The organism is Nocardioides sp. DN36, from assembly GCF_055380375.1.
On sequence record NZ_AP043823.1, the window covers coordinates 2,291,372 to 2,304,757 of the forward strand.

The window sequence follows — 13,386 nt, forward strand, 5'->3', positions numbered from 1 at the left end:
GATCTCGACCGCCGACCGCGCTGTCGGCCAGGGCTCCCGCCCCATTGGCAGAAACCCTCCGGCCCGGAGGTTTCGAGGTTCGCCGTGCTGTGTTGCGGTCAGGAAACGAGTTCCCGCGTCGTGTTACTTCCGTGTGAACGGGCGCCCTGGATGAATCGCCGGTGCACCGGTGACTCCTGACGTTCTCAGCCGGTGCATCGGCTGAGAACGTCAGGAACCGGCTGAGAAGTGGGGGCGGCGATCAGCCGAGGAGGGCGTCGACGAAGGCGCCGGCGTCGAACGGCGCGAGGTCGTCGGCCCCCTCGCCGAGGCCGACCAGCTTGACCGGGACGCCCAGCTCGCGCTGCACGGCGACCACGATGCCGCCCTTGGCGGAGCCGTCGAGCTTGGTCAGGACGATGCCGGTCACGTCGACGACCTCGCTGAAGACGCGGGCCTGGATCATGCCGTTCTGGCCGGTGGTGGCGTCGAGCACCAGCAGCACCTCGGTGACCGGGGCCTGCTTCTCGATGACGCGCTTGACCTTGCCGAGCTCGTCCATCAGGCCGGCCTTGTTCTGCAGCCGGCCGGCGGTGTCGACGATGACGGTGTCGGCGCCCGTGTCGACGCCCTCCTTGACCGCCTCGAAGGCGACGCTGGCCGGGTCGGTGCCCTCGGGGCCGCGGACGACGTCGACGCCGACCCGCTCTCCCCACGTGGCCAGCTGCTCGACCGCGGCGGCCCGGAAGGTGTCGGCCGCGCCGAGGACGACGCTGCGGTCCTCGGCGACGAGGATGCGGGCGATCTTGCCGACCGAGGTGGTCTTGCCGGCGCCGTTGACGCCGACCACCAGGACGACGCCCGGCTTCCCGTCGGCGCCGCTGACCTGGAGCCGACGGTCCATGGTCGGGTCGACCAGCGCGAGCAGCTCCTCGCGGAGCACGGCCCGGGCGTCGGCGCCCTGGCCACCGTCGACGCGCATCCGGGTGCGCAGCTTCTCGACCAGCTCCTGGGTCGGGGCCACACCGACGTCGGCGGTCAGCAGGGTGTCCTCGATCGACTCCCAGGTGTCCTCGTCGAGGCGGTCGCGCGAGAGCAGGGCGAGCAGGCCGCGGCCCAGGCCGCTCTGCGACCCGGCGAGGCGCTGGCGCAGCCGCACCAGGCGGGACGCGGTGCCCTCGGGCCGCTCGAGGACCGGCGCCTCGGGGGCGGCGGGCTCGACGGGCGCCTCGGGCGTGACGACCGCCGGCTCCTGCGTCGGCGCCTCGACGTCGGCCTCGGTGGGCGGCGGCGCGATGACGTCGGCGCCACCCCCGGCAGGGGGTGTCTGGCGTCGGCGGCCACCGACCAGCAGGCCGACGCCGAGGCCCACGACGAGCAGGGCGACCAGCGCGACGACGACGATCAGGGCGAGCAGACTCATGGGCTCAATCCAACCAGAGGGGCCCGGGGGCCGGACGAATCAGGGAGACGGGTCAGGCCGACCGACGAGCGTCACCACGACGGGCGGTGAGGCTCGGCGTGTGCTGGTCACCGTCGGGCACGCCGTCGATGTTCTCCACGATCGGCAGCGCCTCCACCGCCTTCGTCATCGCGTCGCCGAGCCAGGGCGCGGCCGGCAGCTCCGCACCCCGGTGCGGGAAGGCCACGAAGGCCACGACGAGCCCGGCGAGCACGAGGATGACGAGCATCACGAGGACGATCACGAGCATGGGTGGGTTCCTCCCGGAAGGTGGGTCGGTGGTGGGCGTACCCCCTTCTCCACCGTCGCACACACCAGTACGCCGGCCCGCCTCGGCGCCCCGGCCCCCGGCGTGGGGGTGGCCGACGTCACTCCGCCGGCCGGCCCCCGTCGGCCCGGACCCTGAGCAGCGGCTCGACGGCGCGGCGGACCACGTCCGGCATGGGGGTGACGGGGCGGGCCGGGTCGGTGTCGTCGACGTACACGTGCACGAAGCGTCCCTCGGCCGCGGCCTCGTCATCCTCGCCCTGGAACAGGCCCACCCGGTAGATGACCGAGGAGGTGCCGACCTTGTCCGCCACCACGCCCACGTCGACCGGCTCGGGGTAGCCCACCTCCGCGAAGTAGCGGCAGGAGACCTCGGCCACCACCCCGATCGCCGGCAGCCGACGGATGTCGACGCCGGTGGCCTCGGCGAGGTGGTTGTTGACGACGGTGTCGATCAGCTCGAAGTAGCGGGCGTTGTTCATGTGCCCGTAGACGTCGATGTCGGCCCAGCGGGTGGTGACCCGCTCCCAGTGGACGTACTCGTCGCGGGTCGGTCGCGCTCGCACCACTACACGGGCTCCGTCTCACGCAGCCGCTGGCTGATCACCGCGGAGACACCGTCGCCGCGCATGGTGACGCCGTACAGGGCGTCGCCGACCTCCATGGTCCGCTTCTGGTGAGTGATGACGAGCAGCTGGGAGTTCTCCCGCAGCTCCTCGTAGATCTCCAGCAGCCGGCCGAGGTTGGTGTCGTCCAGCGCGGCCTCGACCTCGTCGAGGATGTAGAACGGCGACGGCCGGGCCTTGAACAGCGCGACCAGGAACGCCACCGCGACCAGGGACCGCTCGCCACCGGACAGCAGCGAGAGCCGCTTGACCTTCTTGCCCGGGGGCCGCGCCTCGACCTCCACGCCGGTGGTCAGCATGTTGGCGGGATCGGTGAGCACGAGTCGGCCCTCGCCGCCGGGGAAGAGCCGGGCGAAGGTGGAGTCGAAGGCGCGCTCGACGTCGGCGTACGCCTCGGTGAACACCTGCTCGACCCGGGTGTCGACCTCCTTGACGATGTCGAGCAGGTCCTTGCGGGTCTTGCGGAGGTCCTCGAGCTGCTCGGTGAGGAACTTGTGCCGCTCCTCCATCGCCGAGAACTCCTCGAGCGCGAGCGGGTTGACCTTGCCGAGCATCGACAGCGCCCGCTCGGCGGCCCGCAGCCGCTTCTGCTGCTCCTCGCGGACGAACGGGACCGGCTCCGGGAGGGTGCCGTCCTCGTTCTCCGTCGTCGCCGGGACCGGCTGCTCCGGACCGTAGTCGGCGACCAGCCCGGCCGGGTCGAGGCCGAGCTCCTCGAGCGCCTTCTCCTCCAGCTGCTCGATGCGCATCCGCTGCTGGGTGCGCGCCATCTCGTCGCGGTGCACGGAGTTGACCAGCTCGTCGTGCTCCCGACCCAGGTCGCGCAGCCGCGCGCGGACGTCCATCAGCTCCTGCTCGCGCCCCCGGCGGGCCTGCTCCACGGCGGCCCGCACCTCCGCGGCCCGGTGCACGGACACCTCCAGGCGACCGAGCACGAACGCCGCCGCGGCTCCGACGGCCTCGGCGGCCCGGCCCTCGCGCAGCAGCCGGTCGCGGCGCTCGGCGGCACGGGCTCTCGCCTCGCGCTCGGCCCTGGCCGCGCGAACCAGCGAGTCGGCGCGGCCGTGCATGGCCCGGGCGCGCTCCTCGGAGGTGCGCAGTGCGAGCCGGGCGTCCATCTCGCCCTGACGCGAGGTCCGGGCCGCCTCCGCCAGCCGCTCCCGCGCCTCGGTGTCCGGCTCCTCCTCGGGCGCATCCTCCGCCCGGGCCAGCCGGGCCTCGAGCTCGGCGAGCCCGGCCAGGTCCTGGTCGCGGGCGGCCTCGGCCTTCTCGATCGCCTGGGCGAGCCGCTCGGCCTCGCCGCGGGCGGCCCGCGCCTGGGAGCCGTACTGCCCGAGCTCCTCGGCCACCGCGGCGAGCGTGGCGTCGGACTCGTGCAGCTTGGCGAGCGCGACGTCGGCACGCTTCTGCGCCTCCAGCCGCTCGTTCTCCAGGCGGGACATGTCGAAGCCCAGCCGCTCGGAGGCGGCGATCGCCTCCGCCAGCTGTGCGGCGGCCTCGTCGACGGCCGCCTGGATCTCGATCAGGCTCGGCTGGCTCGAGGAGCCGCCCGAGGCGAAGTGGGCGCCGAGCACGTCGCCCTCGCGGGTGACCGCGGTGACGTCGGGCAGGTCGGCGACCAGGCTGCGCGCGGCGGCCAGGTCGTCGACGACCGCGACCTTGAACAGCAGTCGGGCCAGCCCGGGTCGCAGCTCGTCCGGGCACTCGACCACGTCCACGGCGTACGACGCGTGGCCGGGCAGGGCCGGCCAGCTGCCGGGCTCCTCCCCCGGCGCGCCGCCGAGCAGCATGCCGGCGCGGCCGAGGTCGTCGTCCTTGAGCAGCCCGATCGCGCGCACGGCGGCGTCCGCGTCGGTGATCGCCACGGCGTCGGCCGCGGAGCCGAGCGCTCCGGCGACAGCCGCCTCGTAGCCGGCGCGCACGGTGAGCAGCGCGGCCACCGAGCCGAGCAGTCCCGAGACCGAGTCGGAGGCGGCCAGCAGGGCGCCGGCGCCGTCCTTGCGGTTGAGGCCCATCTCGAGGGCGTCCTTGCGGGCCAGCAGGCCGGTCCGCTCGCGCTCGGCCTGCTGGGCCTCGTCGCGGGCCTTGGCCAGCCGCTCCTCGATGTCGTCGAGCAGGGCGCTGGCGGCCTCGTGCTCGGCGTCGAGACCCTCCTCGCCGGCGTCCAGCCCGGCCACCTTGGTCTCCAGCGAGGTGAAGTCGCGCTGCGCGCGGTCGGCGCGGGTGATCGCGTCCTGGCGGGCCAGCGTGAGCCGGCCGACCTCGTCGTCGGCGGCCGCGGCGCGCGACTTCAGCGCGTTGACCTGGCCGTGCAGGCGGGCCAGGCCCTCCCGCCGGTCCGCCGCGGCGCGCTGGAGCGCGGCCACGCGGCGCTCCTCCTCGGCCGCGGCGTCCTCGGCCGCCTTGCGGGCCGCGACGGCCTGCTCGAGCGCGGCGCGGTGGCCGTCGACCTCGGCCGCGATCCGCTGCTCCTGCTCGCGCACCCGCTCGGCCTCGGCCTCGAGCTGCTCGGGGTCGCGGCCCGTCCGCTCCTGGTCGGACTCGGCGGTGCCGGCCGCGTTGCGGATCCGTTCCGCGGCCAGCGACTGGGTGCCGCGCAGGCGCTCCCGGAGCCCGGACAGGGCGAACCAGGTCTCCTGGGCCGCGGACAGGGCCGGCAGATCCTCGCGCAGGGCCGCCTCGAGCGCGGCCTCGGCCTCGCGGGCGGCCGCGATCGCCGCCTCGACCTGCTCGCGACGCTCGAGCAGCACCGACTCGTCGGCCAGCTCCTGCTCCAGCGCGGTGCGGGCGGTGACGAGGTCGTCGGCCATCAGGCGGGCCCGCGCGTCGCGGACGTCGGCCTGCACGGCGGCGGCCTTGCGGGCCACCTCGGCCTGCCGGCCCAGCGGCTTGAGCTGGCGACGGATCTCGGTCAGCAGGTCGTTGAGCCGGGTGAGGTTGCCCTCGGTCGAGTCGAGCTTGCGGAGCGCCTTCTCCTTGCGCTTGCGGTGCTTGAGCACCCCCGCGGCCTCCTCGATGAAGCCGCGGCGGTCCTCGGGGGTCGCGTGCAGGATCGTGTCGAGCTGGCCCTGCCCCACGATCACGTGCATCTCGCGGCCGATGCCGGAGTCCGAGAGCAGCTCCTGCACGTCGAGCAGCCGGCACGAGCTGCCGTTGATGGCGTACTCGGACCCGCCGCTGCGGAACATGGTGCGGCTGATCGTGACCTCGGCGTACTCGATCGGCAGGGCGCCGTCGGAGTTGTCGATGGTGAGCAGCACCTCGGCGCGGCCCAGCGGCGGGCGACCGGAGGTGCCGGCGAAGATGACGTCGTCCATCTTGCCGCCGCGCAGCGACTTGGCGCTGGCCTCGCCCATCACCCAGGCGAGCGCGTCGACCACGTTGGACTTGCCGGAGCCGTTGGGGCCGACGATGCACGTGATCCCGGGCTCGAGCTGCAGGGTGGTCGAGGAGGCGAAGGACTTGAACCCCTTCAGGGTCAGGCTCTTCAGGTACACCGCGGCTCCTCACCATCGTCGGGCCGGCGGGAGGTCCGCCGGCCCATCAAAGGCTCCCGATCATGGGCACTGAGACGCGGCTGCGTCGTCGCAGCACGCCGAGGGGGAAGCTCAGCGCGACTCACCCTACCGGCCGCCTCCCCCCGTTCCCCGCATCTCGGCGCGTCCGCCCGACCCCGCGCCGGTACGCCGCTCAGGCGGGTGCGGGCGCCGGCTCCTCGTCCGCGTGGGCGATGTGGGACAGCTGGCCCCAGATCAGCACCACGAAGACCGCGGAGCCGACGAACGCGAACCAGAACGGTCCGGTGACCCCCCAGTGCCGCGCGATCAGGCCGCCGATGGCGGAGCCGACCACGAGGCCGCCGTAGACGCCCACCATGTTGACCCCGCTCACCCGGCCCTGCAGCTCGGAGGGCACCGCCCGCTGGCGCACGGTGATCGATGTGGTGCCCCAGATGAACGCGTGGGCACCGAAGACGAAGAAGATGCCCATGGCCACCCACGGCCGCGTGGTCAGGGCCAGCGCCAGGTGCGTGAGGGTCTCGATCACCAGCCCCACGCGCATGATGTTGCCGAGGGACACCCGGCGCGTGATCCAGCCGTAGGAGAGGGTGCCGAGCAGGCCGCCGACCGCCGAGATCGTCGTGAGCAGCCCGAAGCCGATCGCACCCATGCCCAGGTGCTTCGTGGCGTACAGGACGAGCACCGACCAGGCTGCTCCGAAGGTCACGTTGAAGACCAGGATCGTCAGGACCAGGGTCCGGACCGCAGCGTGGTTGCGCACCCAGCGGAACCCCTCGGCGATGTCGCGGCGGATGTGGCTCTCCGCTCCGGGCTCGCGACCGTGCGGCGGCAGCACGATCCTGGACACGAGCACGGCGCCGAGCGCCACCAGCACGGCCTGGGTCAGGAACGGCAGCGCCATCGCGGTCGCGAACAGCGCAGCGCCGATGGGCGGACCGGCCAGCTGGTTGACCGTGATGAAACCGGTCTGCAGGCGGGAGTTGGCCAGCGCGAGGTCGGCTCGGCCCACCAGCATCGGCAGCAACGTGCTGGTGGTGTTGTCGGCGAACACCTCCGCCGTGCCGAGCAGGAACATCGCCACGAGCACGAGGGCGATCGAGACCGCGTCCGTGAGGACCGCGAGGGACAGCAGGACCAGCACGACCGCACGCAGCAGGTCGACCGTGACCACGATCAGCCGGCGGTCGAGCCGGTCCGCGATCGCCCCGGCGTGGAGGGCGAAGAGCAGCGGCGGCAGCCACTGGAGCAGGGCGGCGAGCGCCACGAGGAACGCGTCGTGCGTCTGCGAGGCAACCAGCAGAGGTCCCGCCGCGAGCGCGATCCCGTCACCGAGGTTGGACACCCACGAGGAGGCGAGGAGCCACCGGAAGCCCCGCCCCAGACGCTGGGGCACGACGGTCTCGAGGAGGCAGCTCACAAGGAGGAAACGCTAGTCGTCGCGGCCCGGCGCGTCACCGGGATTAACGGCGTCGCGAGCGGGCAGCATTCCGGGTCCACGACCACCCATCTCGAGGAGACCCATGCACAAGCGAACGATGGCCACCGTTGTCGCGGCGGTCCTGACGTGCTCGACGGTCGGCGCTGCGGAGGCGGCGCCGGCACCCGACGCGCGGAGCGCGACGAGCATCACCGGCAAGTGGAAGGGCGCCGTGTACGGCGACAGCGGCGGCCCCGCCGGCTACGCCGCGAAGGTGACCATCACCAAGGCGGACGGCAAGCTCCACGGGAAGGTCGTCTACCCGGACACCTGCTCGGGCAAGTGGGTGTACAAGGGCAAGAAGAACGGCTGGTTCCGGTTCCGCGAGGTGATCACCAGGGACCCGGGCGCCCCCACGTGTGTCTCCCCCGTGGCCGTGAAGACCCGACGCAAGGGCGCGAAGCTGCGTGTGGTGTGGCGTGAGCCCAGCAGCGGCGACACCGGCTACATGACCGCCCACCGTCGCTGATCCGGACCTGCACCGCTCCAGCGCTCGGCGCGTGACGACCCGCCCTGCAACCGCAGGGCGGGTCGTTCCACGTCCGGGTCAGCTGCGCCGGGCGCGGCGGCGTACGGCGAGCGCCAGGGCCACCGCACCCCCGACCAGCCCCAGCGGCACGGCGCCCTCCCGGGCCCGGTCCGCGGTCGTGCTGGACGGGACCGACCCGGGCTCGGGCTCGGCCCCGACGCCGTCGCCCGGCACGTCGACGGCGTAGACGTCCAGCCCCCGGACCAGGTCGATGGAGTAGACGACGTTGGTCTTCCGCCCGGTCTGCCGGCCCTGCGCGTCGTACGCCGGCACCCACATGCTGTCCCACACCTCCGAGGCACCCCAGACCGCGTGACCGTAGGACCGCAGGTGCCGTGGGTGGCGGGCGTCGACGAGCTGCGTGCCTCCGCCGTAGTAGCCGACCGCGACGATCCCGCCCGGGCGGAAGTCGAACCAGTGCGAGGAGCAGAAGGCGCCCCGCGGCAGCGGGAACGTGCCGAGGTCGGCGAGCTCGACCTTGTCCAGCGGCACGATGGCCGACCTCGTCCCGTCGAGACGCTTGACCCACCAGGTCTGGAACGAGCCGGCCTTGGAGCAGTCGGTCTGCTCGTAGTCCTCCTCGGTCGTCAGCAGCACGTTGCCGTGTGTGAACGACGGCTTGGCGCCCGGCCGGAAGGCCTTCGCGTTCGGACGGAAGGAGTTGTGCAGGATGAAGTCGTTCCAGCCCGGGTGGCGCGGGTCGGTGCCGCGCCCGGCCCGGCCGGTGGTGGTGATCAGCTGCGGGTGTGCCGGGCGGTCGGTGCGCCACATCGACGCACCGTTCCAGCCGGTGTGGGTGCCGATGCCGGCGGCGTCGAAGTTCCACTTGTGACCGGCGGTGGGCGACCAGAACGGCTGGGTGCCGGGCCTTCCGGGGGCGGCGTCGACCTCGCGCGGGTGGTCGAGGTCGCGCAGGTCGAAGATCGAGAAGTGGTCGCCCTCCCCCGCCGAGTAGACGTAGGTGCAGTTCGCCGAGGTCACGCAGGCGACGGTGTGGGTGCTGGTCGTGCCGGGCGCACGGGAGAGGATCACCGGATCGCTGGGGTCGGTGACGTCGACCACGATCATCTCGCCGCCCCCGACGTTGGCGTGCTGGACATCGCCGGGCGAGGCCTGCACGCTGTCGACGCCGATCAGCGCGAAGCGCCGGACGCCGTGGGCGGTCCTGCGCTCACCGCAGTTCATCGCCTCGTTCTCGAACAGCGCGTTCGGCAGGACGCCGACCACGCTCGGGTGCGCGGCGTCGCTCACGTCCCAGACCCGCACGGAGTCGGCACCGCTGGTCACGAGGATCGGCGCCGTCTGCATGAAGCACCCGGAGATCCCGACTTGGGAGGGGTTCGACGAGAGGTGTGCGACGTTGGGGCTGGCCAGCAGCCCGCCGCCGGACCCGCCGGCGAGCGCCGACTGCACCGGGCGTGGGCCGCTGTGGTCCCCGTGGGCGAGAGCGGGCTGGGCCACGCCCAGGGCGGTGCCGAGGGTGAGGACGGCGCCGGCGAGCGCGGCAACAGGTCGCATGGCGGCTCAACGAGCCACCGCGCCCGCGGTCACGGAACTGCCGCGTCCGCCGTCAGGCGGACGCAGGCGAGGGTGCAGGCCCGGTCAGGCGGGCTGCATCTCCTGCATCGAGGCGGACTCGAGGTCGAGCAGCACGGCGGCGTGGTCGGCCGCGAGCCGGTCGTTCTCCTCGGAGAGCCGGCGGACGAGAGTCTCCAGCTCACCCACTCGCGCGCGCAGCCGGTCGTTCTCGGCCACGAGTCGGGCGGGGGTCCGCAGGTCGCTGTTCATGTATCCGATCAGCGCCTTGGCCATGGAAAAGCCTTCCGGGTGGGAGGGAAGCCCGTGGGTGTCCGGGCCGTCTTCAAGAGTCCCACCGGATCCGCGTGGGGTCAATCTGCCGAAGGCAAAGCCTGACGGGGCGCGCGGCGAGCCCGTGGGACGGGCTGGCAGACGGGGCAGAAGTACGACGACCGGTTCATGAACGCCACCCGGCGGATCGGGGTGCCGCACCGCTCGCACGGCTCACCCTCGCGGCCGTAGGCGTGCAGCGACCGGTCGAAGTAGCCGGACTCGCCGTTGACGTTGACGTAGAGCGCGTCGAACGACGTGCCGCCCTGGCCGAGCGCGTCGGTCATCACGGCGCGCGCGTGGCCCAGCAGCTCGCGCACCTGGGCGGCGGTCAGCCGCTCCCCCGGTCGCTCGCCGTGGATACGTGCGCGCCACAGGGCCTCGTCGGCGTAGATGTTGCCGACGCCCGAGACGAGGTTCTGGTCCAGCAGCTGTCGCTTGACCCCCGAGGCGCGCCGGCGGACGCGGCGTACGAACTCGTCGTCGTCGAAGTCGGGGTCGAGCGGGTCGCGCGCGATGTGGGCGATCTCGGGGGGCAGCCCGGCGCCGCCGGCGGAGACCGAGAGCCCGCCGAACATCCGCTGGTCGACGAAGCGCATCTCCCGGCCCTCGTCCGCCCCCTCGAGGGCGAGGCGCACCCGCAGGTGACGCTCGGCGGGGGCGTCCGGCGGCTGGACCAGGATCTGGCCGCTCATGCCGAGGTGCCCGAGCAGGGCGTCGCCGTTGTCGAGCGGGAGCCAGAGGTACTTGCCGCGACGGCGGGCCGCCTCGATGCGGCGACCGGTCAGGGCCGCGGCGAACCCGGCGGGGCCGCGCAGGTCCCGGCGGACCGGCCGGGGGTGCAGGACGTCGACGCGGGTGATCGTCGCGCCGAGGACGTGGCGCTCGAGCCCGGCCCGGACGACCTCGACCTCGGGGAGCTCGGGCACGTCAGCTCGGGTGCGTCAGTTGTCGCGTGCGGCGGTCTGGGCCGCGCCGATGGCCGGGTCCTCCACGCCGAGGTCGGCGGCGATCTCGCCGTACGCCGTCTCGGCGGCGGCCTGCTCGGCCTCCTTCTTGGAGCGACCCACGCCGTTGCCGTAGAGACCCTCGCCGACCCTGACCTTCGCGGTGAAGGTCTTCATGTGGTCGGGCCCGTCGTCCTCGATGACGTACTCGGGCACGCCGAGGCCGTGCTCGGCGGAGAGCTCCTGCAGGGAGGTCTTCCAGTCCAGGCCGGCGCCCATGGCCGAGGCGGCCTCGATGAGCGGGTCGAAGAGCCGGTGCACGACCTCGGCGGAGACGACGAAGCCGCCGCTGAGGTGGACCGCCCCGAGCACCGCCTCGACGGTGTCGGACAGGATCGACGCCTTGTTGCGGCCGCCCGTGGACTCCTCACCCCGGCCGAGCTTGACGTGCTCGCCGAGCCCGATGCCGCGGCCGACCTCGGCGAGGGCGCGGGCGTTCACGACCGCGGCACGCAGCTTGGCCAGCCGGCCCTCGGAGAGGTCGGGGTGCGTCCGGTACAGCGTCTCGGTCACGACGACGCCGAGCACCGAGTCGCCCAGGAACTCCAGGCGCTCGTTGGTCGGCAGTCCGCCGTTCTCGTAGGCGAAGGACCGGTGGGTGAGGGCGCGCTCGAGCAGCTCGGGATCCAGCTCAGGGTTCCCGAGCGCTGCTCGTAGCTCGCCGTAGTTGGTCAGTGGACCGGGTCTGGTCAGAGGACCTGACGACGGTCGGCCCGCGCGCCGTACTGGCCGCACTCGCCGCACGCACGGTGCGGGAGGTGCTTGGCACCGCAGGCGGGGTTCGCGCAGGTCACCAGGGACGGCGCGACGGCCTTCCACTGCGAGCGACGGTGACGCGTGTTGCTGCGCGACATCTTCCGCTTCGGGACAGCCACTGTTCTCTCCTCTTACCTTGACCGGGACGTCCGGCCGCACGTGTTACTCGGGTTGTTCGTGGTCTTGCTCGAGCTTGGTCAGCTTCGCCCACCGCGGGTCGATCGCAGCCTCGTGCCCGTGGTCCGGGTCGTCTGCCAGACGGGCCCCGCACTCGGGGCACAGTCCGGGACAGTCGTCCTGGCACAGCGGCTGGAACGGCAGTGCGAGCACCACCGCGTCCCGCAGCAGCGGCTCGAGGTCGAGCAGGTCGTCCTCCAGCTTGCTGACCTCGTCGTCCTCCTCGGAGTGGGACCGGTCGTGAGGGTCGTCGTAGACGTACAGCTCCTGGAACGTCGCGGACAGGTCGTCCGTGATGGGTTCCAGGCACCGTACGCACTCGCCCTCGAGCGCGGCTGTCGCCGTGCCCGTGACCAGCACCCCCTCCATGACCGCCTCCAGCCGCAGGTCGAGTTCGACCGGCGAGCCTTCGGGGACACGAAGGACTTCGATGCCCAGATCTGCCGGTGCCGGAACCGAACGTGTCACCCCGCGCTGGGACCCCGGGCGGCGGCCGAGCTCGCGGGTGTCGAGCACGAGCGGCGCTCTCGGGTCCAGTTTGCTCAGGGGATTCACTTCCAGGTCCGGACAGGACAGATCGCGAAGAATGTTAACGGTCGAGGGCTCGGGACGGCAAAACAGGCCCCCACGGCTCAGCCCTCCCCGGACGCCGAGCGCTCGTGGAGCCGCTCGACGAGACGCTGGTGCACGGACGCGGGGAGCAGCCCGGAGACGTCGCCGCCGAACGTCGCCACCTCCTTGACCAGGCTCGAGGCCAGGAAGGAGTACTCGGGGCTGGTCGGCACGAACACGGTCTCCACGTCGGCCAGTGAGGCGTTCATCTGGGCCATCTGCAGCTCGTAGTCGAAGTCGCTGACGGCGCGCAGGCCCTTGACGATGGCGTGGATGTCCCGCTCGGCGCAGAACGTCGTCAGGAGGCCCTCGAAGCCGGCGACCTCCACGTTGTCGAACCCGCTGCAGACGTCCTGCAGCATCTCCATGCGCTCCTCGGCGGTGAACAGCCGCCGCTTGGACTTGTTGACGCCCACGGCGACCACGACCTCGTCGAAGAGCCGCGAGGCGCGGGAGATGATGTCGAGGTGTCCGTTGGTGACCGGGTCGAAGGATCCGGGACAGACGGCTCGGCGCACGGGCTACTCCTCGGGGTCTGGCGTTGAGGCGGCGTGACCGTACCAGAGCACGGTCTCGCCGTAGCGCTTGTCCCGGGTGTCGTCGAAGCCCGCGGGCCAGCGGGGCTCCGGGCTGCGGGCGGACCGCTCGACGACCACCAGCGCACCCGGCACGAGCCAGTGCTGGGTCACCAGAGCCCGCAGGTCGGCGGCCACGGCGGTGTCCTCCAGCGGGTACGGCGGGTCGAGGAACGCGACGTCGTACGGCGCCGCGGGGGGCCGCCGCAGCGTCGTGGACACCGGCGCCGCCACCACGTTGGCCCGGGTGAACCCGAGGGCCCGCGCGTTGTGGGAGATCAGCGCGGCCGTGCGGCGGTCCTGCTCGACCAGGGTGACGACGCCGGCACCACGGGACCACGCCTCCAGGCCCACCGCGCCGGACCCGGCGTACAGGTCGAGGAAGCGCAGGCCGTGGAGCGAGCCGCACCACGACTCCACTGCCGAGAAGAGCGCCTCGCGGACCCGGTCGCTGGTCGGTCGTGTGCTGGCGCCCCGCGGCGTCGTGATCCGCCGGCCGCCGGCCGACCCCCCGATGATGCGCGTCATGCCCGCCCCCCGTGCGACGCGG

At 72.9% G+C, this 13,386-nt stretch carries 14 protein-coding genes; 1 reads left to right on the top strand and 13 read right to left on the bottom strand.

The annotated features are described in order from the left end of the window. Positions 1 to 241 precede the first annotated feature (241 nt). The 5 genes from ftsY to ACZ43H_RS11865 form a co-directional block, all read right to left on the bottom strand. On the bottom strand, positions 242 to 1,402 hold the full coding sequence (ftsY, locus tag ACZ43H_RS11845) for a signal recognition particle-docking protein FtsY (protein ID WP_464590530.1): 1,161 nt from the start codon (positions 1,400 to 1,402) through the stop codon (positions 242 to 244). A gap of 52 nt (positions 1,403 to 1,454) precedes the next feature. After that, complete coding sequence (locus tag ACZ43H_RS11850) at positions 1,455 to 1,691, bottom strand: hypothetical protein (protein WP_464590532.1); 237 nt, start codon at positions 1,689 to 1,691, stop codon at positions 1,455 to 1,457. A 118-nt stretch (positions 1,692 to 1,809) separates the two neighbouring features. After that, positions 1,810 to 2,274: an acyl-CoA thioesterase gene (locus ACZ43H_RS11855; RefSeq protein ID WP_464590534.1), complete on the bottom strand. Its 465-nt coding sequence runs from the start codon at positions 2,272 to 2,274 to the stop codon at positions 1,810 to 1,812. Between the two features lie 2 nt (positions 2,275 to 2,276). Beyond that, positions 2,277 to 5,831, bottom strand: a complete 3,555-nt coding sequence (smc, locus tag ACZ43H_RS11860; RefSeq protein ID WP_464590536.1) for a chromosome segregation protein SMC — start codon at positions 5,829 to 5,831, stop codon at positions 2,277 to 2,279. A gap of 193 nt (positions 5,832 to 6,024) precedes the next feature. Then, positions 6,025 to 7,248, bottom strand: a complete 1,224-nt coding sequence (locus tag ACZ43H_RS11865; RefSeq protein WP_464590538.1) for an MFS transporter — start codon at positions 7,246 to 7,248, stop codon at positions 6,025 to 6,027. A gap of 127 nt (positions 7,249 to 7,375) precedes the next feature. Between ACZ43H_RS11865 and ACZ43H_RS11870 the strand changes: the two genes are divergently transcribed. Further along, positions 7,376 to 7,801 carry a hypothetical protein gene (locus ACZ43H_RS11870; RefSeq protein WP_464590540.1) on the top strand — a complete coding sequence of 142 codons (426 nt, stop codon included), beginning with the start codon at positions 7,376 to 7,378 and terminating at the stop codon, positions 7,799 to 7,801. A gap of 78 nt (positions 7,802 to 7,879) precedes the next feature. Here the strand turns inward: ACZ43H_RS11870 and ACZ43H_RS11875 are convergent, their stop codons facing one another. From ACZ43H_RS11875 to rsmD, 8 genes are all read right to left on the bottom strand, one after another. Continuing rightward, on the bottom strand, positions 7,880 to 9,379 hold the full coding sequence (locus tag ACZ43H_RS11875; protein WP_464590542.1) for an LVIVD repeat-containing protein: 1,500 nt from the start codon (positions 9,377 to 9,379) through the stop codon (positions 7,880 to 7,882). Between the two features lie 84 nt (positions 9,380 to 9,463). After that, on the bottom strand, positions 9,464 to 9,673 hold the full coding sequence (locus tag ACZ43H_RS11880) for a hypothetical protein (RefSeq protein WP_379184087.1): 210 nt from the start codon (positions 9,671 to 9,673) through the stop codon (positions 9,464 to 9,466). A gap of 77 nt (positions 9,674 to 9,750) precedes the next feature. Then, positions 9,751 to 10,638, bottom strand: a complete 888-nt coding sequence (gene mutM, locus ACZ43H_RS11885; RefSeq protein ID WP_464590544.1) for a bifunctional DNA-formamidopyrimidine glycosylase/DNA-(apurinic or apyrimidinic site) lyase — start codon at positions 10,636 to 10,638, stop codon at positions 9,751 to 9,753. Between the two features lie 15 nt (positions 10,639 to 10,653). After that, positions 10,654 to 11,451, bottom strand: a complete 798-nt coding sequence (gene rnc, locus ACZ43H_RS11890) for a ribonuclease III (protein WP_464590546.1) — start codon at positions 11,449 to 11,451, stop codon at positions 10,654 to 10,656. Continuing rightward, on the bottom strand, positions 11,406 to 11,591 hold the full coding sequence (gene rpmF, locus ACZ43H_RS11895; protein WP_135080093.1) for a 50S ribosomal protein L32: 186 nt from the start codon (positions 11,589 to 11,591) through the stop codon (positions 11,406 to 11,408). The genes rnc and rpmF overlap by 46 nt, the downstream gene beginning before the upstream one ends. Positions 11,592 to 11,634: 43 nt before the next feature. Beyond that, a complete protein-coding gene (locus ACZ43H_RS11900) occupies positions 11,635 to 12,018 on the bottom strand; it encodes a YceD family protein (protein WP_464590549.1) in 384 nt (127 codons plus the stop codon). A 263-nt stretch (positions 12,019 to 12,281) separates the two neighbouring features. Continuing rightward, the gene (gene coaD, locus ACZ43H_RS11905; protein ID WP_464590551.1) at positions 12,282 to 12,779 is read right to left on the bottom strand and encodes a pantetheine-phosphate adenylyltransferase; all 498 of its coding nucleotides are present in this window, start codon (positions 12,777 to 12,779) and stop codon (positions 12,282 to 12,284) included. A 3-nt stretch (positions 12,780 to 12,782) separates the two neighbouring features. Beyond that, entirely contained in the window at positions 12,783 to 13,364 is a 582-nt protein-coding gene (rsmD, locus tag ACZ43H_RS11910; RefSeq protein ID WP_464590553.1) for a 16S rRNA (guanine(966)-N(2))-methyltransferase RsmD, read from the bottom strand. Positions 13,365 to 13,386 lie beyond the last annotated feature (22 nt).